Annotated in this window: 18 protein-coding genes; 14 read left to right on the forward strand and 4 right to left on the reverse strand. The window is 69.9% G+C overall.

The window, feature by feature from the left end; translation table 11 throughout:
* The first annotated feature begins 170 nt into the window (after nucleotides 1–170).
* From ACIP8W_RS21975 to ACIP8W_RS21995, 5 genes are all read left to right on the forward strand, one after another.
* The gene (locus ACIP8W_RS21975; protein WP_401957079.1) at nucleotides 171–1,847 is read left to right on the forward strand and encodes an AMP-binding protein; all 1,677 of its coding nucleotides are present in this window, start codon (nucleotides 171–173) and stop codon (nucleotides 1,845–1,847) included.
* Nucleotides 1,844–2,605, forward strand: coding sequence for an enoyl-CoA hydratase/isomerase family protein (locus ACIP8W_RS21980; RefSeq protein ID WP_401957077.1), 762 nt, complete (start codon nucleotides 1,844–1,846; stop codon nucleotides 2,603–2,605). The genes ACIP8W_RS21975 and ACIP8W_RS21980 overlap by 4 nt, the downstream gene beginning before the upstream one ends.
* A gap of 31 nt (nucleotides 2,606–2,636) precedes the next feature.
* The gene (locus tag ACIP8W_RS21985; protein WP_402204274.1) at nucleotides 2,637–3,359 is read left to right on the forward strand and encodes an SDR family oxidoreductase; all 723 of its coding nucleotides are present in this window, start codon (nucleotides 2,637–2,639) and stop codon (nucleotides 3,357–3,359) included.
* Between the two features lie 113 nt (nucleotides 3,360–3,472).
* Nucleotides 3,473–5,218, forward strand: a complete 1,746-nt coding sequence (locus ACIP8W_RS21990) for a CocE/NonD family hydrolase (protein ID WP_402204252.1) — start codon at nucleotides 3,473–3,475, stop codon at nucleotides 5,216–5,218.
* A gap of 24 nt (nucleotides 5,219–5,242) precedes the next feature.
* Nucleotides 5,243–6,592 (forward strand): alpha/beta hydrolase domain-containing protein, encoded by a 1,350-nt coding sequence (locus ACIP8W_RS21995; protein WP_402204254.1) that lies wholly within the window; start codon nucleotides 5,243–5,245, stop codon nucleotides 6,590–6,592.
* A gap of 300 nt (nucleotides 6,593–6,892) precedes the next feature.
* Here ACIP8W_RS21995 and ACIP8W_RS22000 read toward each other — a convergent pair whose 3' ends face one another.
* Nucleotides 6,893–9,121, reverse strand: coding sequence for an MMPL family transporter (locus tag ACIP8W_RS22000; RefSeq protein ID WP_402204256.1), 2,229 nt, complete (start codon nucleotides 9,119–9,121; stop codon nucleotides 6,893–6,895).
* A gap of 260 nt (nucleotides 9,122–9,381) precedes the next feature.
* Here ACIP8W_RS22000 and ACIP8W_RS22005 point away from each other — a divergent pair, with 260 nt between their 5' ends.
* Nucleotides 9,382–10,128 carry a response regulator transcription factor gene (locus ACIP8W_RS22005; RefSeq protein WP_402204258.1) on the forward strand — a complete coding sequence of 249 codons (747 nt, stop codon included), beginning with the start codon at nucleotides 9,382–9,384 and terminating at the stop codon, nucleotides 10,126–10,128.
* Nucleotides 10,122–11,513, forward strand: a complete 1,392-nt coding sequence (locus ACIP8W_RS22010; protein WP_402204260.1) for a sensor histidine kinase — start codon at nucleotides 10,122–10,124, stop codon at nucleotides 11,511–11,513. Before ACIP8W_RS22005 ends, ACIP8W_RS22010 begins: the two co-directional genes overlap by 7 nt.
* 266 nt (nucleotides 11,514–11,779) lie before the next feature.
* Here the strand turns inward: ACIP8W_RS22010 and ACIP8W_RS22015 are convergent, their stop codons facing one another.
* A complete protein-coding gene (locus ACIP8W_RS22015) occupies nucleotides 11,780–12,547 on the reverse strand; it encodes an SDR family NAD(P)-dependent oxidoreductase (RefSeq protein ID WP_401957060.1) in 768 nt (255 codons plus the stop codon).
* Between the two features lie 105 nt (nucleotides 12,548–12,652).
* Here ACIP8W_RS22015 and ACIP8W_RS22020 point away from each other — a divergent pair, with 105 nt between their 5' ends.
* A complete protein-coding gene (locus tag ACIP8W_RS22020; protein ID WP_401957058.1) occupies nucleotides 12,653–13,231 on the forward strand; it encodes a TetR/AcrR family transcriptional regulator in 579 nt (192 codons plus the stop codon).
* A 44-nt stretch (nucleotides 13,232–13,275) separates the two neighbouring features.
* Here ACIP8W_RS22020 and ACIP8W_RS22025 read toward each other — a convergent pair whose 3' ends face one another.
* Together ACIP8W_RS22025 and ACIP8W_RS22030 are read right to left on the reverse strand one after the other, a co-directional pair.
* Nucleotides 13,276–15,771, reverse strand: coding sequence for a glycoside hydrolase family 2 TIM barrel-domain containing protein (locus ACIP8W_RS22025; protein ID WP_402204262.1), 2,496 nt, complete (start codon nucleotides 15,769–15,771; stop codon nucleotides 13,276–13,278).
* A 96-nt stretch (nucleotides 15,772–15,867) separates the two neighbouring features.
* Entirely contained in the window at nucleotides 15,868–16,899 is a 1,032-nt protein-coding gene (locus tag ACIP8W_RS22030) for a LacI family DNA-binding transcriptional regulator (protein WP_401957054.1), read from the reverse strand.
* A 501-nt stretch (nucleotides 16,900–17,400) separates the two neighbouring features.
* On the opposite strand from ACIP8W_RS22030, the gene ACIP8W_RS22035 reads away from it, so the two are divergent.
* The 6 genes from ACIP8W_RS22035 to ACIP8W_RS22060 all read left to right on the forward strand — a co-directional run.
* Nucleotides 17,401–18,417 (forward strand): sugar ABC transporter substrate-binding protein, encoded by a 1,017-nt coding sequence (locus ACIP8W_RS22035; protein WP_402204264.1) that lies wholly within the window; start codon nucleotides 17,401–17,403, stop codon nucleotides 18,415–18,417.
* On the forward strand, nucleotides 18,417–19,493 hold the full coding sequence (locus ACIP8W_RS22040) for an ABC transporter permease (protein WP_401957049.1): 1,077 nt from the start codon (nucleotides 18,417–18,419) through the stop codon (nucleotides 19,491–19,493). The genes ACIP8W_RS22035 and ACIP8W_RS22040 overlap by 1 nt, the downstream gene beginning before the upstream one ends.
* Before the next feature lie 3 nt (nucleotides 19,494–19,496).
* Nucleotides 19,497–20,408, forward strand: a complete 912-nt coding sequence (locus ACIP8W_RS22045; protein WP_401957046.1) for an ATP-binding cassette domain-containing protein — start codon at nucleotides 19,497–19,499, stop codon at nucleotides 20,406–20,408.
* Between the two features lie 109 nt (nucleotides 20,409–20,517).
* Nucleotides 20,518–21,369, forward strand: a complete 852-nt coding sequence (locus tag ACIP8W_RS22050) for a sugar phosphate isomerase/epimerase family protein (RefSeq protein WP_401957044.1) — start codon at nucleotides 20,518–20,520, stop codon at nucleotides 21,367–21,369.
* Between the two features lie 216 nt (nucleotides 21,370–21,585).
* Nucleotides 21,586–22,563 (forward strand): 5-dehydro-2-deoxygluconokinase, encoded by a 978-nt coding sequence (gene iolC / locus ACIP8W_RS22055; protein WP_402204266.1) that lies wholly within the window; start codon nucleotides 21,586–21,588, stop codon nucleotides 22,561–22,563.
* 4 nt (nucleotides 22,564–22,567) lie between these two features.
* Nucleotides 22,568–23,238: aldolase (locus ACIP8W_RS22060; protein WP_402204268.1), on the forward strand; the 671-nt coding region annotated here is incomplete at its 3' end.

Below are 23,238 nucleotides of genomic sequence, written 5' to 3' on the forward strand. Positions count from 1 at the left end.
GCTGTCCCGGGGCCGGCCGGAGGCCACCGCGCCGCTCCGCCGCCCCTCTTCGGAGAGCGGAAAGGAGAGTGGACCCCAAACCCTTGATGGATACTTAACAGAGTACTAACGTACAGGAAATCGTACCCAGACCTTAGGGTCGACTTCCTTGTTCCGTTATGAGGCACACGATGGTCCTCTCCGATACCCCCTCCGACCCCCGCCCGGCCATCGACCCGCTCGTCCGGGTCCATGAACTGGTCACCCGCTACAGCGACCGGCACGCGAGCGTCGCCCAGCTGCTGTGCGACCGCTATCCGTCCGACTCCGTCGCCTACACCGTCGTCGAGCCGGACCTTTCGGCCACCGTACTCACCTACGGCCGGCTGAAGACCGAATCCGAGCGGTTCGCCGCCGCCCTCGCCGCGCTCGGCGTCGGGCCCGGTGACCGCGTGGCCACCCTGATGGGCAAGAGCGCCGACTACCTCGTCGCCCTGCTCGCCACCTGGCGGCTCGGCGCCGTGACGGTGCCGCTGTTCACCGCGTTCGCGCCCCCGGCCATCGCGCTGCGCCTGCTGGCCGGCGACGCCAAGGTCGTCATCTGCGACGACACCCAGCGCGCGAAGCTGGAGCCGGGAGAGGACATCCCGGCCGACGCGCGGTGGCGGATCATCGTCAGCGGCAGCGCCGGCCGGCCCGGTGATCTCTCCTTCGCCGAGCTGCTGGACGCGCACGGGCCCGGCTTCCCCGCCGCCGCTCTGGGCGGTGACGCACCGCTCGTCCACATCTTCACGTCCGGTACGACGGGCCGCCCCAAGGGCGTCGTGGTGCCCACCTCGGCCATCGCCGGCTTCCGGCTCTACGCCGAGTACGGCTGCGGGGTGACCGACGACGACGTCTTCTGGAACGCCGCCGACCCCGGCTGGGCGTACGGCCTCTACTTCGGTGTGATCGCCTCGCTCAGCCTGGGGGTGCCCAGCGTGCTGCTGCACTCCGGGTTCTCGGCGGAGCTGACCTGGCAGGTGATGGAGAAGCTCGCGGTCACCAACTTCACCGCCGCGCCCACCGTCTACCGCTCGCTGCGCGCCTCCGGCGTCCCGGTGCCGGACGGTCTCGCGCTGCGCCGGGTCTCCAGCGCGGGCGAACCCCTGACCCCCGAGGTCAACACCTGGGCCGAGGAGGCGTTCGGCATCCAGGTCCACGACCACTACGGGCAGACCGAGGCGGGCATGCTCGTCAACAACCACCAGCACCCGGCGCTGCGCCGGCCGGTGCGCCCCGGATCCATGGGGCATCCGATGCCCGGGTGGAGCCTGCACGTACTGTACGAGGACCGCGACGAGATCGCGCCCGCCGGCACGGTCGGCCGGATCGCCGCCGACCTCACCGCCAGCCCGCCCGCCTGGTTCCAGGGGTACGAGGGCGATCCCGAGAAGAGCGCGGAGAAGTTCAGCGACGACGGCCGGTGGTACTACACCGGGGATGTCGGCCGGGTGGACGACGAGGGCTACTTCCACTTCTCGTCCCGGGACGACGACGTCATCATCATGGCCGGATACCGCATCGGCCCGTTCGAGGTCGAGTCGGTGCTCGTCACCCACCCCGCGGTGGTCGAGTGCGCGGTCGTCGCCGCGCCCGACGAGGTCCGCGGCGAGGTCCTGGAGGCCTTCGTCGTCCTCCGGGACGGCGAGGAGGCGTCCGACGCCCTGGCCACCGCGCTCCAGCAACTGGTGAAGAAGCGCTTCGCCGCCCACGCCTACCCCCGCACCGTGCACTTCGTCGACCGACTGCCGAAGACACCCAGCGGAAAGATCCAACGCTACGTCCTGCGCCAGCGGCGCCAGACCGACCCGGGAGCCCGTCCGTGACCACCGCGGTTCTCACCGAGCAGACCGGCGGCGTCCGCCGGATCCGGCTCAACCGGCCCGGAAGCCGGAACTCGATCAATCCCGACCTTGTCAAGTCCCTGGACCACGCCGTCTCCGCCGCGATCCAGGACCCGGCCACCGAGGCCCTGGTCATCTCCGGCAACGGGCCCAGCTTCTGCGCCGGAGCCGACCTGCGCCATCTGCTGGAGCTGGCCCGCACCGGCCAGGACCCCCTGGCGTTCCTCCGTACCGTCTCCGAGTGCTTCACCCGGCTGGAGGAGTCGCCGAAGCCCGTCATCGCCGCCGTGCACGGCCACGTGGTCGCCGGCGGACTGGAGCTGGCGCTCGCCTGTGACGCGGTCGTGGCACGGGCGGGCACCGTCATCGGCGACGGGCACATCCTCAACGGCCTGCTGCCCGGCGCCGGTTCGAGCGTACGGCTGCCCCGCAAGGTCGGCGACCCGCTGGCCCGGCATCTGATGCTCACCGGCGAACTGCTGCCGGCCGAACAGTTCCTGCCCAGTGGTTTCGTACGAGCCGTCGCGCCGGCCGAGGAGTTCGAGGCGGCCGTGACGGCCCTGGCCGCCACCTACACCGGACTGCCGCCGGGCGCCCACGGCCGGATGAAGCGACTGCTCGCCGATCCGAACGCGCCGAAGGCCCTGGCCCGGGAGCTCGACATCTTCGCCGAGCACTGGCACGAGCAGGACATCGCCGCCAAACTCACCCACTTCTTCGACCAGCGAGCCACGAGGTAGCACCGTGCGACGTTATACGGACCGAACCGTGATGATCACCGGAGCCGGACAGGGACTGGGCAGGGCCATGGCGCTGCGGTTCGCGGCGGAGGGCGCGCGACTGGCGTTGTGCGACGTCAACGAGACCGCGGTGAAGGAGACCGCCGAGTTGTGCGGCGGTGAGGGCGTCCACACCTCCGTCGTGGACGTGGCCGACGCCCAGCAGGTCGGCGAGTGGGTCACCGGCACCCTCGCGGTCTTCGGCCGGGTGGACGTGCTGGTGAACAACGCCGGTGTCATCCGGGACAACCGCCTGGAGCGGATGACCGACGACGAGTGGGACTCCGTCATCGACGTCAGCCTGCGCGGTATGTTCCACTGCTGCCGCGCCGTGTTCCCGGAGATGAAACGGCAGGGCTACGGCCGGATCCTGTCCTTCTCGTCCATGTCCTGGCGGGGCAACTTCGGGCAGGTCAACTACGCCGCCGCGAAGGCGGGCGTGGTGGGCATGGCCCGTACGATCGCGCTGGAGGGCGCGCCCCACGGTGTGACGTCCAACGCCATAGCCCCCGGCCTCATCGACACACCGATGCTGGCCTCGATGAACGCCGCCGGGCGGGCGAAACTCGCCGCCCGGGTGCCCATGGGGCACATCGGCGCCCCGACGGACATCGCCGAGGCCGCCGCCTATCTGTGCTCGGAGGCCGCCGGGTATGTGACGGGCGTGGTCCTGGACGTGGACGGCGGCATCAGCATCGGCAGCGCCCTTCGCTGACACCTCGCACGGCACGCCCACGCTCCCCCTGTCACACCTGCGCGTCCGAACGCTTCGCATCCCCTCCGGTCTCCGGACCGGGCCCCGGCAGCAACGTGAAAGGGCACAACGACATGACCACCACCGATGAACTCGTCATCGAGAACGATGTGATGGTGCCGATGCGCGACGGCGTCCGCCTGCGCACCGACATCTTCCGGCCCGCCGGGCCCGGCCCGTACCCGGTGCTCGTGCAGCGCTATCCGTACACCCCGCGTGACGGTATCGCGGCGATGTTCGCGCAGGTCATCGCCCGTCAGGGCTATGTCGTAGCTGTGCAGAGCTGCCGGGGCCGGTACGGCTCCGAGGGGGAGTTCCACCCGTTCTTCCCGGATGTGGAGGACGGCTACGACGCCGTCGAGTGGGCGGCCGCGCAGCCGTGGTCGACCGGCAGGGTGGGCATGTGGGGCATGTCCTACAGCGGCTTCTCGCAGTGGGCCGCCGCCATCGCACGGCCGCCCCACCTGGTCGCCATCGCCCCGTTCACCTGCTCCTGGGACTGGAACGAGAGCACCTGGTACTACGCCCCCGGTGTGCTTCATCTCGGCCTCGCGCTGAGCTGGAGCGGCCTCATGACCACCGAGGAGGCCGCCCGCCGGGGGGTGCCGTCGCCGCTGCCCGGATTCGCCGCCGCCGGCCGGATCATGGACGAGAGGGGCCTCGGCGACCCGGCGAAGCTCGCCGAGATGGTCCGGCTGGAGGCGGAGGGCACCCGCGGCATGCTGGACCGCCGCCCGCTGCGGGACGTCGAGGAGCTGCGGGAGCTGGCGCCGTGGTTCCGCGAGTGGTGCGACCGCGAGGACGGGAAGGCCCCGTACTGGCAGCCGATCAGCGCCGCCGCCCACGCCGACGACATCGACCTGCCGGTCTTCCATCTGGCCGGCTGGTACGACTTCTTCGCCAAGGGCAATCTGGAGGCCTATACCGCGCTGTCGCAGCACGGCGTCACCGAGCGGACCCGCACGGGACAGCGTCTGGTCGTCGGGCCGTGGAACCACAACTGCGGCCAGCTGCGGCCCGACGCCGACGCGAACGCCGGGCTGTTCGTCGACTTCGGCCCCGAGGCGCCGGTCATGCGGTTCTTCGCCCACCACCTCAAGGGCGGGCTGCCGGGTTACGAGGAACAGGAGCCGCCGGTCAGGCTGTACGTGATGGGCGACAACGTCTGGCGCGAGGAGCGGGAGTGGCCGCTGGCCCGGACCCAGTGGACCCCGTACCACCTGCACAACACCGGCGGTGACCGCGGTCTGTCCGTACATCCGCCCGCCGACGAGCTGCCCGACGAGTACGTGTACGACCCGAGCGACCCGGTGCCCGGCTCGATCAGGACCGGCGCGACGTACAACGACCCCGTCGACCTCGACGCCGTCGCCCGCCGGTCCGATGTGCTCGTCTACACCACCCCGCCGCTGACGGCCGAGCTGGAGGTCACCGGTCCGGTGACACTGGAGCTGTGGGCGTCGTCCTCGGTGGAGAACACCGACTTCACCGCCAAGCTCGTCGATGTGTTCCCCGACGGCACCGCCGTCCCGGTCTGCCAGGGCATCGTCCGCACCGGACACGGGGTGACCGAGCCCAGGACGCCGGGGACCGCGTACCGCTACGAGATCGGTCTCTGGTCGACCAGCACCGTGTTCAAACCGGGGCACCGCGTCCGGCTGGACATCTCCTCCAGTGAGTTCCCCACCTTCGACCTCAACCCCAACACGGGCGAGCGCATCACCCACGCCACCTCGGACAGGACGGTCCCCGCCACCCAGCGCGTCTTCCACGACGAGCGGCACCCGTCCCGCCTGATCCTCCCCGTCATCCCCCGCTGACGACCGCCCCCATCAAGGAGCGTCATGGAAGCTGTGACCCCCGCAGTACTGCGCCGATCGCCGGACGACGGCTCGGCGACGTTCACCCCGTACGGCACACATGTGCCCTCGCTCGACACGTACGACTACGTCGAGGAGGAGTGGATCGCCACCGGTGAGGAGAACGGTCACACCTACGCGACGACGGTGCTCGTGCGACGGCCCCGGGACGGCGCGCGTTTCAGCGGCACCGTGATCGCCGAACCGCTGCACGTCCACGGGATCGCGCCGATCTGGATCTACAGCGGCCCCTACATCCTGCGGTCCGGTCACGCGTGGGTGGAGATCACCGCGCAGAAGACCACGCTGGACCTGCATGTGAAGCCGTCCGGCCCACAGCGCTACGAGTCCCTGCACATGGAGGGGCCCGACAGCGGCGACTTCGACCTGAACCCGAACCTCGGAAAGCCCGAGCCGGCGAGGGCGTTCTTCACCGGGCTGACCCGCAGGAACCGGGCCACCGGCTCGATCCTCGCCCAGGTCGGCGCGGCCCTCCGCGGTCCCGGCGGACCGTTCGAGGGGACGCCGGTGGCCCAGGTCGTCCTCGCCGGACACTCGCAGACCGGCAGTGTGACCACCGCCTTCATCGGCGACGGACACACCACACGGCGTCTCGCCGACGGCTCGCCCGTCTACGACGGCTTCTTCCCCTCGGGGTTCCCCCTCGACGCCTTCCACAACATCGATGTGCCGGTCGTGCAGGTCATGTGCGACGGCGATGTCTCCGTCCCCGGCTACTCGTTCCTCCCCGGCTACGAGGGGCGCACGTACCGTCGCGACGACAGCGACAAGCCCGGCGACCTGTTCCGGCTCTACGAACTCGCCGGCATCCCGCACATGGGCACCCGTTACGCGCCCTACAACGATGTGTCGTTGTGGAAGGCGACCTTCCCGGACGACGATGTCGTCTTCGGCCCCCGGATGAACAGCCTGCCCCACTTCGAACTGTTCAGCATGGGCCTGCACCACCTGGTCGAGTGGGTGGCCAACGGCACCGTGCCACCGCGCGCCGACCGTATCGAGGTGGGCCAGGACGGCTACTTCGCGCGGGACGAGCACGGCAACACCCGGGGCGGGGTGCGCAGCGTCCAGCTGGACGTACCGCACTCCACGTACCGGCCCAACCCGACCAGGCGGGACGGCACTCCGAGCTCGCTCACGGTCGGCAGCGAGGAGCCGCTCGACGCGGAAACACTGCGTCAGCTGTACCACGACTCCGACGGCTATCTCCAGCGCTTCGACCGCCGCCTGGACGAACTCGTCGCCGAGGGCTGGCTCCTCGCGGAGGACGCCGACGAGATGCGGCGCGAGGCGCGGCAGGTCGAGATCCCGTAACGGGGAAACACACTCCCCCGTGGAGGCCGTCGACAGCGGACAGATGCGCGACCGCCCGCTGTCGGCGGCCTCTCGTCGTATCGCGCCACCCGTCGGTGTCCGCCGGGTGAACCGGTCCCGAGCCAAGGAAATGATGTCTTTCCTCTCGCGCGGATCCCTTCTCGCGGCGGCGGCCGTCGCCGGTGCGGCTGCTGCCGTACGGGCTCGCGGAGGTTCCCGGGCGCCACCGGCGGTGAGGTACGACGACGGCGGGGCCGGGAAGTGCTCCCGGCCCCGCCGCTACCGTACGTACGCCATGACCTACCGGTGGGTGGCGAGCAGGTCCTTCTCCTGGTCGCTCTCCGCCGGACGCGCCTGCTGACGGATCAGCTTCTCGCCCTCGACGTCGACGTGCGGCAGCACCCGGTGCAGGAAGCGCGGCAGCCACCAGGCGGCGTGCCCGAGGACCGACATCGCGGCGGGGACCAGGCACATCCGGACGACGAACGCGTCGAGCAGGACACCGACGGCCAGGGCGAGGCCCATGCCCTTGGTGATCTGCATATCGGCGAAGATGAACGAGCCGAAGACACTCACCATGATGACCGCGGCCGCGGTGACCACCTTGGAGCCGAGGCCGAAGCCGTTCACCATGGCCGTGACCGGGGGCCTGCCGTGGGCGTACTCCTCGCGCATCCGGGAGACGAGGAAGACCTCGTAGTCCATGGCGAGGCCGAACAGGATGCCGACCAGCAGGATCGGCAGGAAGCTGATCACTGTCGGGCTCGCCTGGGTGCCGAGTACGGAGGAGAACCAACCCCACTGGAGGACGGCGACCAGGACGCCCAGCGATCCGCCGAGCGACAGCAGGAAGCCGAGCGCGGCCTTCAGCGGAACGGCGATGGAGCGGAACACCAGGGTCAGCAGGAGCACCGCGAGACCCATGACCACCAGGCAGTAGACGGGCAGCGCGTCGCTGAGCTTGGCGGCGACATCGAGGCTCACGGCGGTGGAGCCGGTGACGTTGATCTCCGCGCCGGTGGACTTCTCCAGGCCGTCGCGGGAGTGGCGGATGTCGGTGAGCAGCTTCTCGGTGCGCTCGGATTCGGGACCACTGGCCGGTGCGACGGCGATCATGGCCGCGTCCCCGGCCTTGCTCAGCCGGGCGGGCGCGACGGCGGCGATGTCCTGGAGGCCCTTGACACGCTGGGAGATCTGGTCGGCGGCCGACTGGGTCGCCCGGGGACCATCACCCTGGACCAGGATGATCAACGTACCGCTGTAGCCGGGGCCGAACGCCTCGTCGGTCATCTTCTTGGCCAGTTCGGCCTGCGCGTTGGTGCTGGGAAGCGAGAGCCCGAGCCGCAGATCGGCGGCCGGGACCGCGAGGACCCCCAGACCCACCACGCCCAGCAGCAGGACGGCCCAGCGGCGCCGGTCCATCAGCCGCGCCCAGCGCACACCCACCGGGACCGCGCCGGACCGCTCCTTGGCCAGCGAGCGCTCGGCGGACCTGCGCAGCGCCGGTATCCGGCTGTAGGCGATGCGCGCGCCGACCAGACCGAGCACGGCGGGCAGCAGGGTGATGGCCAGCAGTACCGCGATGACGACGGTGAGGGCGGCGCCCAGCCCCATGACGCCGAGGAACGGGATGCCCACCACGGTCAGCGCGGCGAGCGCGATGACCACCGTGGCCCCGGCGAAAAGGACCGCCGAGCCCGCGGTCCCGACGGCGAGACCGGCGGACTCCTCCGGGTCCATGCCGTCCCTGACCTGGTTCTGGTGCCGGGAGACGATGAACAGCGCGTAGTCCACACCGACGGCCAGGCCCAGCATCACCGCGAGCATCAGCGCGGTGCTGTCCATCTCGACGACATGGGTGAGCGCCAGCAGCGACAGCACACCCAGCCCCACCCCCACCATGGCGGTGGCCAACGGGATGATCGCCGCCCGCAGCGAGCGGAACACGAGGACGAGGACGATCAGGGTGACCAGCACACCGGCCGCCTCACCGGCACCGCCGACGGCCTTCTGTACCGGGTCGAACGCACGGCCGCCCAGCGCCACCGTCAGCCCGGCGGACCGCGCCTGCTCCGCCGCCTCCTCGACGACCTTCACCGTCGCCGCGTCGATCTTGTCGGACTGCTCCGCGGTGAAGGTGACCTGCCCGATCCCCGTACGTCCGTCGGGGGACACGTTCCCCGCCGTGGGCGCGGGAGTGGTCACGGACTCGATGCCGGGCGTCTTCGCGATGCGCGAGACGGCCGTACGGACCGCTTCCGCCTCGGGACCGGCCGTCACCGTCCTGCCCTGCGGCGCGCGGAAGACGATCTGTCCCGTGATGCCGTCGGTGCCCGACGGGAACTCCTTGTCGAGGACGTCGATGGTCCGCTGGGCCTCGGTCCCCGGAATGCTGGTGCCGGACGTGAACGGCTTCATCAGGGTGACGGCGGCCACACCGAGGGCGCACAGCACCACGAACCAGCCGATGATCACTGTCCATTTGCGCCGGTAGGAGAATCTACCCAGGCGATACAGGAACGTGGACAAGGAAACTCCCTGATGAGTGAACGCGGACGGGAGGGCCCGGCGGACCGTGCGCGGCCGAAAGGCCCCGCGGGCAGCACATCGACAGATGGACCCGACAACGACGACGCTACGAGCCGCGCCCACCGGCGAACGCCGTTCTGCCCCGTTCCGACCGCTTCTCACACGGAACTCCCATGCGCGGCGCCCGGCCCCTCGGGCACGATTGACCAGGGGATACGGTGACCGCCGGATCCCGTCGCACAGGTGGAAAGGCCGCGTGGATGAGCGAGGAGGCGACCGTCGACACACGCGGGAGCAGCACCGGACGCGCGGAGCCGGGCGTCCGGGGACGGCTGCTGATGGTGGACGACGAGCCGGCGATCGTGGACAGCGTCGCCCGGTTCCTGCGGTTCACCGGGTACGAGGTGTGCACCGCAGCCACCGGCCGTGAGGCCCTCGCGCTGGCCCGGGACTTCCTGCCGGAACTCATCCTGCTCGACATCATGCTGCCGGACTGCGACGGCTTCGAGGTGCTGAACCGGCTGCGCGCCGACGGGCTGCCGGTCGCGGTGGTCTTCCTCACCGCCCGGGACACCCGCAAGGATCTCGTCCGGGGACTCACCGCGGGCGGGGACGACTACATCACCAAGCCGTTCGGACTCGACGAGGTCGCCGCCCGCATCGGCGCCGTGCTGCGCCGCACCCGGGAGCACCGCCCCGGCGACCCCACACTCCGCGCCGCCGGTCTGACCCTCAACACACTGACCCACGAGGTACGCAGGGACGGCGCGGCCATCGACCTCTCGCCCACCGAGTTCCGGCTCCTGCGGTACCTGATGCTGCACCAGGGGCGGGTGGTCACCCGCGCCCGGCTGCTGGAGCACGTGTGGTCGTACGACTTCAACGGCGACGACACCGTGGTGGCCACCTACATCAGCTATCTGCGCCGCAAGGTCGACAGCCACGGGGAACGACTGATCCACACACACCGCGGTGTCGGCTACAGCCTGCGGACCCCGGAGTGCTGAGGACCGGCTGGTGGCGCGGCCGGCCACTGCGCACCCGGCTCAGTCTCCTGCTCATCCTCCTGTGCAACGGTGTGCTCGCGGTCACCGGCGTCGTGACGTTCTCCGTCCTGAGGTCCTCGCTGTACCAGGAGCTCGACCACCGGCTGTCCGCGACGACCTCCGGCATCGCGCTCGCCGACGCCTCGGGCATCTCGTTCGCCGGCGGTGACTCGGCCCGGTACGGGTGGGTCAAGTTCGGCGGTGACCTGTACATCGCCCTGCTCAGCGGCGACCAGCGGCCCACCGGTCCCGGCCCCCGCTACCCGGACCCGCCGCCCCCGGCCGGCACCCCCGTGACCGTACCGGCGGACACACCGTCGAGCTCCGCGCACTACCGGCTCGCCACCACCCGGCTCACCGACGGACGCACCGCCGTGGCCGCCGTCGACACCGCCACGACCGAGGCCGCGGTCAACAGCGCCGTCCGGCTGTTCATCGCCATCCAGCTGCTCGCCGATGTCGTCCTGGCCGTGCTGGGGGTCCTGGTCGTACGGCGCTCGCTGCGCCCGCTGGAACAGGCCGCGCACACCGCCGACCGGATCGCCGCCGGTGACTTCGCCCCGCGTCTGGTCGACGCCCGGATCGCCCCGAGGACCGAGGTGGGCCGACTCTCCGGGGCCCTCAACCGGATGCTGGACCAGATCCACGCCGCTCTCGCCGCGCGGGACGCCTCGGAGGAGCGGCTGCGCCAGTTCGTCGCGGACGCCTCACACGAACTGCGTACCCCTCTCCAGTCGATCCGCGGCTACGGCGAGCTGTACCAGCGCGGCGCCCTGCCCGACACCCAGGCGGTCGACGAGGCCATGGAGCGCATGCTGGCCGAGGTGCACCGGATGACACGGCTCGTCGAATCGCTGCTCATGCTGGCCCGCTTCGACGAGGACGACCCGGCCGACCTCGAACCCGTCGACCTCTCCCGGGTGGTCACCGAGTCCTGCCGGGACGCCGCCGCCGTCGAACCGGCCCGCCCCTGGACGCTCACGGTGGCGCCCGAGGTGACGGTCAGCGGCGACGAGGCCCAGTTGCGCGGTGTCGTCGCCAACCTGCTGGCCAACGTACGGATGCACACACCGCCCGGGACCGCCTGCGCGGTCGTGCTGTCGGTGGCGGACGGGCAGGCCGTCCTGCGCGTGCGCGACGAGGGCGCGGGCATCCAGGCCGAGGCGCTCCCGCATGTGTTCGACCGCTTCTACCGCGCCGACAAGAGCCGGAGCCGGGCCCGGGGCGGCAGCGGTCTCGGGCTCGCCATCGTCGCGGCCATCGCCGACCTGCACGGCGGTACGGTCCGCGTCGACAGCCCGCCCGGCGGGGGGACCCTGGTCGAGGTGGCCCTCCCCGTCCTGTGAGCGAACGGCGCGCCCGGACAGCCGGGCTCCGGACCGGTCGTGGCCAGTGCCGTGACCGGCAATGTCTGCCCCGTAAGGAGCGTCGTCCAGTGCGTGCGATCACAAGGCGGCCGGGAGCCCTCGGTGGGGGCACCTCCCATGTCCTCAAGGCTATGGGGGAGGAGCTACGAGGGCTTTTGGCCAACGCCGGGTGGGGGCACCTCCCAGCGGTAGCTGGGGGAGTGCGTGATGGGCGGCGCGACGGGCAAAGCTTGCCGGGAGGGCCACTAGGCACGCATGGTGGTGCCGCCGTCGACGGACAGGATCTGACCGGTGATCCACTCGCCCAGGTCGGACAGCAGGAACGCCACGGTGGCGCCGATGTCCTGGGGGACGCCGTGGCGCGGCGCGGGCGTCCCCGTGAGGATCCTGTCGCGGAAGTCCTCGGGGAGGTTCAGCTTGGTCGCCTCCGTCATCACCAGGCCCGGCGCGACCCCGTTCGCGCGCACCCCTGCCTTGCCGTACTTACGGGCGACATGCCGGGTCAGCGCGCCGATCCCGGCCTTGGTCACCGAGTACGCGACCTTGTCGGGCATACCGGCGTAGGCGGCGCCGGACAGGGTGTTCACCACGGAGCCGCCACCGCCCGCGATCATGTGGGGCAGGGCGTGCTTGAGGGTCAGCAGATAGCCCGTGAGGTTGACGTCGATCGTGCGCTGCCAGGCCGCCAGATCGATGTCGATCACGTTGGTGTCCTTGACGACCTCCGCCGGGTGAATGTTGGCTGCCACGTTGAACAGCCCGTCGATCCGCCCGTACTCCTTCATCGCCCGGTCGATCTGGCTCTTGACCTGACCCTCGTCCGAGATGTCCGCGGTCAGGGCGATGCCCTCTCCCCCGGCGTCCCGCGCGGCCCGGAGCGTGGCCTCGGCCGATGCCTCGACGACATCGCTCACCACGATCGCGGCGCCGCCCGCACCCAGGAACTTCGCCGTCGCGGTGGCGAGTCCACCGGCGCCGGCGAGGACGACGACCTTGTTCTTGAGGCCTTCCATCAGCGATCTCCTTCGGTCCGTGTGCCACCGGCACAAGAAACGTACAAGTGCGCACGAACAAGAAACGTACATGCGCGTACGGATAATGACCAGTAGTCTGCGCGTATGCCGGAAGACGTTCAACGCACACAGCGGCGCGACGCCGCACACAACCGGGAGCGGCTGCTGGCAGCCGCCCGTCAAGTGTTCGCCGAGTGCGGGCCCGACGTCGCCTTCGAGGAGATCGCCCGCACCGCCGGGGTCAGCCGGACCACGCTCTATCGCAACTTCGCCACCCGCCAGGAGCTCGCGGCGCAGGTCTTCGAGGACAACGTCGCCCGCATCGAGCAGCACGCCGCCGCGCTCGGCGAGCGCCCGGACGGCATCGTGAGCCTCTTCGACTTCGTCCTCGACATGCAGCGCGACAACCGCAGCCTCGCGCGCGTCCTGACCGGCGACGCGGACATCGCGTGGCTGGCCGGGCTGTCCGCCCGGACCGTGGCCGCGTTCCGGCCCCACCTCGCACGGGGCAGTGAGGCCGGACTCGTCCATCCGGATGTCGGCGTCCGGGACCTGATGCTGGCCTTCCCCATGGCCAACGGAGCGATGGCGGACAACGACCTCGTCCACCGCGAGCAGATGAGCGACCGCGTCCGCGCCATGCTGTACCGGGCGCTCTTCACCGACCGGGTACGCCCCGTCTGATCCGACCCGTCCGACCCCATCCGATACGCCCCGCCCGGCGCTCCTCAGCCCCGGCGCCCGGCCTCCGCCGTCGCCTCCACGACGACCTCCACGGGCGGGCACCCGGCCGCCGTGACGGCGACGCCGATCCGGCCCGCCCCGGTCGGCCGTACGACCGCGACGGCCCGTCCGTCGAACGTGCGGTGGGTCGCGGAGGCGAAGCTCTCCTCGGTGGCCGGATCGCCGCTCCCCATCCCCTGGAGCACGCCCGGACCGGCCACCGCCACCGAGACCTCCCGGTCCTCGACGAACGGGGTGCCCTCGCCGTCGACGAGGGAGAGTTCGACATAGGCCAGATCGGAGTCGTCGGCCCGGATCACCGGCCGGTCGGCGACCGCCCGGAGCAGTACGGGACCGGTCGCGGAGCGCAGGCTCCAGCGCCCCGTCTCGGCCCCTCCGCGATAGGCGACCGCGGTCACGGTCCCCTCCTCGTGGAGTGTGTCGAACGCGGTACGGAACCGATGTGCCGGGCCCACCGGACGGCGGCCGACCGACCGGTCGTTGATGAGCAGCTCGACCTCGTCGGCGTCGCTGTAGACCTCGACCACGACGGGGCGCCCCTCGGTCTCCCCCCAACTCCAGCTCGCGACGGCGTCGCTCCACGCCCACGGGCCCGTCTCGACCCGCTGGCCATAGCGCCCGGGACGGCGCACCGCGATGTACGGATCGGCGCGCAGGCCGTACACGATCTCCCGGTAGAAGGAGGCGGGCCGCCGCCACCCGGTGATGTCGATGTCACCGCACGCGGCCACCAGCCAGGGATAGGCGCCGCTCAGCGCCTCGCCGGGCTCCTCGTCATCGGGATAGCGGACCCGTCCGATGCCGGCCTCGCCGAGATAGTCCCAGCCCGTCCAGGTGAAGTCGCCGATGACATGGCCGTGGCGCAGGACCAGGTCCCAGTAGCGGTCGATCCGGGTCGGGAAGGTCTCGGTGCCCAGGATGATCCGGTTCGGGAACAGCTCGCGGTCCGTCTCGTACCGGCCGTCGAGATAGTTCATGCCGGCCACGTCGAGCACACCGAACGACTCCGCCGTCCTGCGCGTGACGTTCTCGGAGGATCCGATCGCGTTCATCATGTCGCCGAGGTCCGACATCAGCGTGTTGACACCGGGACCGTCGCCACCGGCCGGGGGCGCGGTCACGGTGTCCGCCGACTCCGTTGAGCCGGGCCGAGGTTGTGGCTGCATCATTTCCACGATGTCGGGCATCACGGCCAGCAGTCCGTTGATCGCGTTCGTCACGAACCTCGTGTCGTCGAGCGACCGCACCTTCTCCGCGAGCCTGCGGCCCCACACTCCGCCCCGGGGCGTCCCGGTCTCCGGGATCTCGTTGCCGATCGAGTACAGGATCACACTGGGGTGGTTGAAGTCCCTCGCGACCATCGACTCCAGATCCCGCTCCCACCACTCCACGAAGTGCAGGGCCGCGCCGAACTCGGTCTTGCCCGTGGTCCACATGTCGAAGGCCTCGTCGAGTACGAGCATCCCCAGCCGGTCGCAGGCGTCGAGCATGGCCGTGCTGAGGGGATTGTGCGAGGACCGGATGGCGTTGAACCCGGCCTGTTTGAGGATCTCCACCCGGCGTTCGTCCGCCCGCGCGACGGTGGCGGCGCCGATGACGCCGTTGTCGTGGTGGACACACGCGCCCCGCAGTTTCACCGTCTCGCCGTTGATACGCAGCCCCGAGACCGGGTTCAACTGGAGTCGGCGGATGCCGAATCGGGTGGACCGTGACTCGATCGGCCCGCCGTCGTCGTACAGTTCGGTCACGAGGGTGTAGAGGTGCGGGGTGTCGACGTTCCACAGTTCGGGATCGCCGACGTAGTGTGCGAGGCGGCTGACGGCCGGCTCACCGGGCAGTACGGTGACCACCGCGTGGGACGAGCCCACCACACGGCCGCCGGGGTCGGCGATCTCGGTCCGCACCTCGACCGTGCGGACGGCGGCGGAGTCGTTGTCCACCGTGATCTCGGCTTCCACGAACGCCAGTTCGGGTTCGATGTCGGGCGTACGGACCCGGACGCCGTCGACCGCCAGATGCACCGGTTCCAGGACATGCAGCCAGACGTCCCGGTAGATACCGGCGCCGGTGTACCACCGGCCGTCCTGGTGGTTGCGCGCCTCGACATGGATCTCGTTGCGGCCCGCGCGGACCAGTTCGCTCGCGTCGATCAGGAACCGGGCGTACCCGGAGGGCCGTTGACCGGCGTAGTCGCCGTTCACATGGATCACGGCGTCCCGGTAGACACCGTCGAACTCGAAGACCACCCGCTTGCCGACGGCATCCTCGGGAAGGATGAACGACGCGCGGTACTCGTAGACGCCACCGGGGTAGTACGCCGTCCACGCGCCCCGCTCCAACCCGGGGTCGCGGACGCGGGCGATCATCGCGTCGTGCGGCAGCGTGACGTCCTGGTACGGAATCGCGGCCCGGCCCATCTCCGCGAACGGATTGGACTTCTCACGGAACTGCCATCCACTGTTGAAGCTACTGCGGCTCATCGGCATTCCTCCGGCACGGGTAAGTGTGCGACGTCCGGGCGGCCACCGGACAGGAGAAACGTACGTCACCGTACGGATGATGAACAGACAGCCGCGTCAGGCGGGTTCGCCCGTGGTGCCGCGGAGCATCAGGCGCGGGGTGAGGACGACCTCGCGGGACTCCGTCCGCCCCTGGTCCAGCCGCTCGACGGCGGTGGCCACCGCGTGCCGGGCCTGCTCCTCGGCACCCTGACTCACCGTGGTCAGATTGAAGCAGCTCAGCCGGGAGAGCGTGTCGTCGTCGTAGCCGACCACGGAGACCTCGCCGGGCACGGCGACCCCCGCGCGGAACAACGCGGCCAGCACACCGATGGCGCACTGGTCGTTGAACGCGACGACGGCGGTGGGCAGGGCGCGGCCGTCCAGGAGCTGGCGGGCGGCGCGCTCACCGGCGGCTTCGGTGTGATCGCCGCGCAGGACACGGATATGCGCGTCCAGGCCGTGACGGCGCATGGCGCTGCGATAGCCACGGCGCCGGTCGGTGGCGATGACGCCCTTGCCGCCGTCGACATACGCGATCACACGGTGTCCGAGCGCCACCAGATGGTCGACGATCTGGCCGACCCCGTCGTCGTCGGCGGTGCGGACGACATCCAGGTCGGCCTCGGCGATCCGACGGCCGACGGCGATGACGGGCGCCTTGCGGTCGAGGGAGGCGAGTATCTCGGTGGGGGCGGTGGGACCGAGGAGGATCAGCGCCTCGCTGCGGAAGGCGAGGAGTGTCTCGACGGCGGTGCGCTCGTCGCGAGTACGGGTCTGGGTGCTCAGGACGAGGTCGTAACCGACCCCCTCGGCGGCGGTGTGCAGGTGCTCGACCAGTTCGGCGTGGAAGGGGCTGCGGATGTCGACCATGACACCGAGCAGCCGGGTGCGCCTGCTGGCCAGCAGGCTCGCGGTACGATCCGCCTGGTAGCCGAGGTCCGCGGCGGCCTTCAGGACACGCTGCCGGGTGCGCTCGCTGGGACCCGGCACACCCCGCAGCACCAGGGACACCGACGCGGTGGACACACCGACGCGGGCCGCTACCTCTTCCAGCCTCGGGCGCTTCTTCGTACCATTCCGACGATGCGCGGAACCCACGTCCTCCACCTGTGCCTCCTGGCCGCAATCTCCTCGCGCAACACCCTTGACACGCTCACGAAACAAGCCGATAGTACCAGAACTTAAAGCGCTTTAAATTGTCCTGATGTTCCGACCAAGTCAGCAGCCCCGCGCCGGAAGGAGTCCCCGTGAGGACACGACCGAACGGTTCTGGCATGGCCGGCCGTGGCATCGTCTTACCGGCCACGGCCCCGACCCTCCGTACGCTCCCGATCCCTCGTACCGGCCCGAACCCGCACACGATCCTGGCCCCGATACGACCGTAAAGCCCAAGCGCGCTCATACAAAGCGTCACGAACTCGACCGGACCGAGGACCCGCGTCCGGCCACCGACACCCTTCGGGCGCCGCCTCTCCTCTTCCGCGGACCGGCCGGAACCCGGTCCGTCCGAATCCCCACTCACACGCCGCGACCCGGCCGAACAGCAGCCGCGTTTTCACTGCCCGACCGCCACTGCCCGACTCCCACTGCACAGCGAGGTGCATGAAGATGACCCGCACACTCCCCCGTTCCCGCAGAATCGTCCCCATCCTGGCAGTCGCCACGGCGGCGGCCCTCACCCTCGCCGGCTGCTCCAGCAGCGCGGGCGGCAAGAAGACCGAAGAAGCCGAGAGCGGTGCCTCCGCGGGCAAGGCAAGCACCCCTCGTATGACGATCGCGATGGTCACCCACGCCCCCTCCGGCGACACCTTCTGGGACACCATCCGCAAGGGAGCCGAGGTCGCCGCGGCCAAGGACAACATCAAGCTCATCTACTCCAACGATGAGAACTCCGGCGACCAGGCCAGCCTGGTGCAGAACGCGATCGACCAGAAGGTCGACGGCATCGCCGTCACCCTGGCCAAGCCGGACGCCCTGAAGGCCGTGGTCGCCAAGGCCAAGGAGGCCGGCATCCCGGTCGTCGGCCTCAACGCCGGTCTGGGTGTCTGGAAGAAGCAGGGCCTGCTGTCCTTCTTCGGCCAGGACGAGTCCGTCTCCGGCCAGGCTCTCGGCACCAAGCTCAACACCACCGGCGCCAAGAAGACCCTCTGTGTGATCCAGGCCCAGGGCGACGTCAACCTCGAAGAGCGCTGCGCCGGGGTGAAGAAGACCTTCAGCGGTACGACCGAGATCCTCTACGTCAACGGCACGGACATGCCGTCGGTGAAGTCGACGATCACCGCCAAGCTCACGCAGGACAAGTCCATCGACGAAGTGGTCACGCTCGGCGCCCCGTTCGCGCTGACGGCCGCGCAGGCGGCATCCGAGACGGGCAGTAAGGCCAAGGTCGCGACCTTCGACCTCAACAAGGATCTGATCTCCGCCATAGAGAAGGGCAGTATCCAGTTCGCGGTCGACCAGCAGCCCTACCTTCAGGGCTACTTGGCGATCGATTCCCTCTGGCTTTACAAGAACAATGGCAACTACAGCGGTGGCGGTGAGCAGCCGGTGCTGACCGGACCCGCCTTCGTCGACAAGACCAACGTCGACGCCATCGCCAAGTTCGCCGCGAAGGGCACCAGGTGATGAGTGTGACCCAGCAGGCTGAGCCGGCGGTGACCATACCGCCGGCTCCCGGCCCGAAGCAGACCGACGGGCGGACCACACAGCGTCCGCTCGCGTTCAGACTGCTCGCCCGGCCCGAGGTCGGGGTCTTCCTCGGCGCCGTCGCCGTGTTCGTCTTCTTCCTCGTCACAGCCCCCCCGGTCCGTGACGGCAGCGCCATAGCCAACATCCTGTACCAGTCGTCGACCATCGGGATCATGGCACTGCCCGTGGCCCTGCTGATGATCGGCGGGGAGTTCGACCTGTCCGCGGGTGTCGCGGTGGTCGCCTCGGCGCTCACCGCCAGCATGCTCAGCTACCAGCTGACCATGAACATCTGGGTGGGTGTGATCGTCGCGCTGCTGGTCTCGCTGGCGATCGGCGCGTTCAACGGCTGGATTCTGGTGAAAACCGGTCTGCCCAGCTTCCTGGTGACTCTGGGCACCTTCCTGATCCTCCAGGGCGTCAACCTCGCGGTGACCAAGCTGATCACCGGCAATGTGGCGACCGACGACATCAGCACCATGGACGGTTTCGACCAGGCCAAGGCCCTCTTCGCCTCGTCCTTCGAGGTCGGCGGCGTCCATGTGAAGATCACCGTGGTGTGGTGGCTGGTCTTCGCGGCGCTGGCCACGTGGGTGCTGTTGCGTACCAAGTACGGCAACTGGATCTTCGCGGTCGGCGGCAGCAAGGAGAGCGCCCGTGCCGTCGGTGTGCCGGTGACCTTCACCAAGATCTCGCTGTTCATGCTGGTCGGTTTCGGCGCCTGGTTCGTCGGCATGCACCAGCTGTTCTCCTTCAACACCGTTCAGTCGGGTGAGGGCGTCGGCCAGGAGCTGATCTACATCGCCGCGGCGGTGATCGGCGGCTGTCTGCTCACCGGCGGCTACGGCTCCGCCATCGGCCCGGTCCTCGGTGCCTTCATGTTCGGCATGGTGCAGCAGGGCATCGTCTACGCCGGCTGGAACCCCGACTGGTTCAAGACCTTCCTCGGCGTGATGCTCCTCGGCGCCACTCTCATCAATCTGTGGGTCCAGCGCACGGCGACCCGGAGGTAACCCATGACAGCCAACGGAACCGCCGCACACGGAGCGGTCCTCACCGGCACCGCCCCGGAGGAGAACGCGCCGATCGTCGAACTGCGCAACGCGGGCAAGGCCTACGGGAACGTCCGCGCCCTGCACGGTGTCAGCCTCTCCGTCCATCCCTCCAAGGTGACCTGCGTCCTCGGTGACAACGGCGCCGGCAAGTCGACCCTCATCAAGATCATCGCGGGGCTGCACCAGCACACCGAGGGAGAGTTCCTGGTCGCGGGCGAGCCGGTGCACTTCAGCACCCCGCGCGAGGCCCTCGACAAGGGCATCGCCACCGTCTACCAGGACCTCGCCACCGTGCCGCTCATGCCGGTGTGGCGGAACTTCTTCCTCGGCTCCGAGCTGACCAAGGGGCCCTGGCCGATCCGCCGCCTCGACATCGAGCGCATGAAGCAGACGGTGGACGAGGAGCTGCGCAACATGGGCATCGTCCTCGACAACCTGGACCAGCCCATCGGTACGCTCTCGGGCGGCCAGCGCCAGTGTGTGGCCATCGCCCGCGCCGTCCACTTCGGTGCGCGGGTGCTCATCCTGGACGAACCGACCGCCGCGCTCGGCGTCAAGCAGTCCGGTGTGGTCCTGAAGTACATCGCCGCCGCCCGCGACCGGGGTCTCGGCGTCATCTTCATCACCCACAACCCGCACCACGCCTACCTGGTCGGCGACCACTTCAGTGTGTTGCGGCTCGGCACCCTGGAGCTGAGCGCCGCCCGGTCCGAGGTCAGCCTGGAAGAGCTGACCAACCACATGGCCGGTGGCGCCGAACTCGCCTCGCTCAAGCACGAGCTGGCCCAGGTCCGCGGTGTCGACGTCGAGGAGCTGCCCGAGGAGAAGGGCCTCACCGCACCCGTGGGGACCTCGTCCGGAGGGGCCTCCTGACAACGGTGGTCCGCCGGGGCGGTCCCTCCGCCCCGGGCCGCGGCCGCCCGGCCGGGGACGCCCCGGCTCCGCGTTCTACCGCTTCCCAACGACCCGAAGGCATTCCCTCATGAAAATCGCCCTCGACCCGTACATGCTCCGCCACGTTCCCCTCCTCGAACTGCCCGCCGTGGTGGCCGAGCTGGGCTACGAGTGGATCGAGATGTCCCCCCGGGAAGATTTCATCCCGTTCTTCCGGCACCCACGCGTCGACGACGCCACCGTGCGGAAGTTCCGTAAGGCGTTGGACGCCGCGGGCGTCGGGATCTCCTCCGTCCTGCCCCTGTTCCGCTGGTCCGGCCCCGACGAGGACGCCCGGCAGGCGGCCGTCCGCTACTGGAAGCGGGCCATCCGTATCACCGCGGACCTCGGTGTGGACAGCATGATCTCCGAGTTCAACGGCCGGCCCGAGGACTCCGACCGCAGCGAGGCGCAGTTCTGGCGGTCCATGGAGGAACTGCTCCCGGTCTTCGAGCAGGAGGGCATCCACCTCGCCCTGGAGCCGCACCCGGACGACTTCATCGAGAACGGTTACGACGCGGTCAACCTGATCCGCGGGATCAACCATCCCAACGTCAGCTTCCTGTACTGCGCCCCGCACACGTTCCACATCGGCAACGACGCGCCGGGCATCATCAAGTACGCGGGCGACCTCCTCACCCACGTCCATCTGGCCGACGTCTTCGACCACAACGCGTCCTCCGGCAACCGCTACATCCTCAACCCGCCCGGCACCTCGGCCCGCGTCCACCAGCACCTGGACATCGGCCAGGGCGAGGTCGACTTCGACGAGCTCTTCCGCGAGCTGAGCGCGAACGGTTTCGACGGCACCCTCACGGCCTGTGTCTTCGCCTGGGAAGAGCGCGCCAAGGAGTCCTCGGTGTTCATGCGCGAGAAGATCACCGAGTATCTGGCCCGCTGACACCGCCGAGCCCGGCCGCCCCGGCACCCGCCTCGGGCGCACTCCCGCCCTGCCGGTGCGCGGCGGCCGGGGCCCTGGTCAACAGGCCCGTGAAATCTCGTAGTAACAACCTATTGACATGACATTTAAGCGAAGGCATCGTACTCGCGAAGGCGCTTTTAAAGCGCTTTAAATCCTCCATCCCCCGGTATCCCCGGAGCGAAGGGAAACCACGCTATGCCGCTGGAAGTGCTGACCATGGGCCGCACAGGAGTGGACGTATACCCGCTCCAGACCGGCGTGGGACTGGCGGAGGTCACCTCGTTCGGCAAGTACCTGGGCGGCAGCCCGACCAACGTCGCCGTCGCCGCCGCCCGCTACGGGCGCTCCGCAGCCGTGATCACCAAGACCGGCCGCGACCCGTTCGGCGACTTCGTCCGTACGGCCCTCACGGGCTACGGCGTCGACACCCGCTTCGTCGGTACGTCGGACATCGCGCCGACCCCGGTGACCTTCTGCGAGATCTTTCCGCCGGACGACTTCCCGCTCTACTTCTACCGGCTGCCCAAGGCCCCGGACCTGGACATCAGCTCCGACGAACTCGATCTCGCGGCCCTGCGCGACGCCCAGGTCTTCTGGGTCACCGGAACCGGGCTGAGCGAGGAGCCGAGCCGCTCGGCCACCCTCGCCGCCCTCGCCCACCGGGCGAAGTCCGGAACCACGGTCTTCGACCTCGACTGGCGGCCGATGTTCTGGCATGACCCGGCCCAGGCGCGGGAGTACTACGCAGAGGCCCTGCGCCACACCACCGTCGCCGTGGGCAACCTCGACGAGTGCGAGGTCGCCACCGGTGAGCGCGAGCCGTACGCCGCGGCGAAGGCGCTGCTCGCCGCCGGTGTGGAGCTGGCGGTGGTGAAGCAGGGGCCCAAGGGCGTGCTGGCCATGGACCGCGACGGCTCGGCCATCGAGATCCCGCCGGTCCCGGTGGATGTCGTCAACGGCCTCGGTGCCGGTGACGCCTTCGGCGGCGCGCTCTGCCACGGCCTGCTGGCCGGCTGGGAGACCCGCCGCACGATCGCCTTCGCCAATGCCGCCGGCGCCCTGGTGGCGGGCCGGCTGTCCTGCTCCGACGCCATGCCGACGGAGGCCGAGGTGGAGGAGAAACTCCGCCGGGCGGCCTCCGGTTCCTCCGACGATTCTCAGCGAGAGGTGTGACGACGTGGTGTCCGACAACATGAGCCGGATCGTGGCCGCCCGGGTCGGTGACCCCGGCGCCATCGCGACAGCGGCCGCACGACGCGTGAAAGCCTCCTCGCCGCTCGGTGAGCACGGCAAGGCGATGATCATCGCCGCCGACCACCCCGCGCGCGGCGCCAACACCGTGGGCGGCGACCCCTCCGCGATGGCCGACCGCACCGCGCTGCTGGACCGGCTGTGTGCCGCCCTGGAGCGCCCCGGTGTGACCGGCGTGCTGGCCACCGCGGACATCCTGGAGGACCTGCTGCTGCTCGGCGTCCTCGACGGCAAGAGCGTCTTCGGCTCGATGAACCGCGCCGGACTCGCCGGGTCCGTCTTCGAGATCGACGACCGCTTCACCGGCTACGACGCCGAGACGATCGCCGCGAGGGGGTTCGACGGCGGCAAGATGCTCACCCGCATCGCCCTTCAGGACCCGGCGACGCCATCGGTCCTGGAGAACTCCGCCCGCGCGGTCGACGAGCTGAATGACCGTCAACTCATCGCCCTGGTCGAGCCGTTCCTGTCCACGTGGCAGGACGGCAAGATCCACAACGATCTCTCGCCCGATGCGGTGATCAAGTCGATCACCATCGCCTCCGGGCTCGGCCGCCGGTCCGCGTACACCTGGCTGAAGCTGCCGGTCGTGGACGA

This window comes from Streptomyces sp. NPDC088554 (genome assembly GCF_044752945.1).
GTDB lineage: Bacteria > Actinomycetota > Actinomycetes > Streptomycetales > Streptomycetaceae > Streptomyces.

Coding starts and splice junctions, on each gene's coding strand:
- ACIP8W_RS21975 (WP_401957079.1), top strand. CDS start 171: ATGGTCCTCTCCGATACCCCCTCCGACCCCCGCCCGGCCATCGACCCG.
- ACIP8W_RS21985 (WP_402204274.1), top strand. CDS start 2,637: ATGATCACCGGAGCCGGACAGGGACTGGGCAGGGCCATGGCGCTGCGG.
- ACIP8W_RS21990 (WP_402204252.1), top strand. CDS start 3,473: ATGACCACCACCGATGAACTCGTCATCGAGAACGATGTGATGGTGCCG.
- ACIP8W_RS21995 (WP_402204254.1), top strand. CDS start 5,243: ATGGAAGCTGTGACCCCCGCAGTACTGCGCCGATCGCCGGACGACGGC.
- ACIP8W_RS22005 (WP_402204258.1), top strand. CDS start 9,382: ATGAGCGAGGAGGCGACCGTCGACACACGCGGGAGCAGCACCGGACGC.
- ACIP8W_RS22015 (WP_401957060.1), bottom strand. CDS start 12,547: ATGGAAGGCCTCAAGAACAAGGTCGTCGTCCTCGCCGGCGCCGGTGGA.
- ACIP8W_RS22020 (WP_401957058.1), top strand. CDS start 12,653: ATGCCGGAAGACGTTCAACGCACACAGCGGCGCGACGCCGCACACAAC.
- ACIP8W_RS22025 (WP_402204262.1), bottom strand. CDS start 15,771: ATGAGCCGCAGTAGCTTCAACAGTGGATGGCAGTTCCGTGAGAAGTCC.
- ACIP8W_RS22035 (WP_402204264.1), top strand. CDS start 17,401: ATGACCCGCACACTCCCCCGTTCCCGCAGAATCGTCCCCATCCTGGCA.
- ACIP8W_RS22040 (WP_401957049.1), top strand. CDS start 18,417: ATGAGTGTGACCCAGCAGGCTGAGCCGGCGGTGACCATACCGCCGGCT.
- ACIP8W_RS22045 (WP_401957046.1), top strand. CDS start 19,497: ATGACAGCCAACGGAACCGCCGCACACGGAGCGGTCCTCACCGGCACC.
- ACIP8W_RS22050 (WP_401957044.1), top strand. CDS start 20,518: ATGAAAATCGCCCTCGACCCGTACATGCTCCGCCACGTTCCCCTCCTC.
- iolC (WP_402204266.1), top strand. CDS start 21,586: ATGCCGCTGGAAGTGCTGACCATGGGCCGCACAGGAGTGGACGTATAC.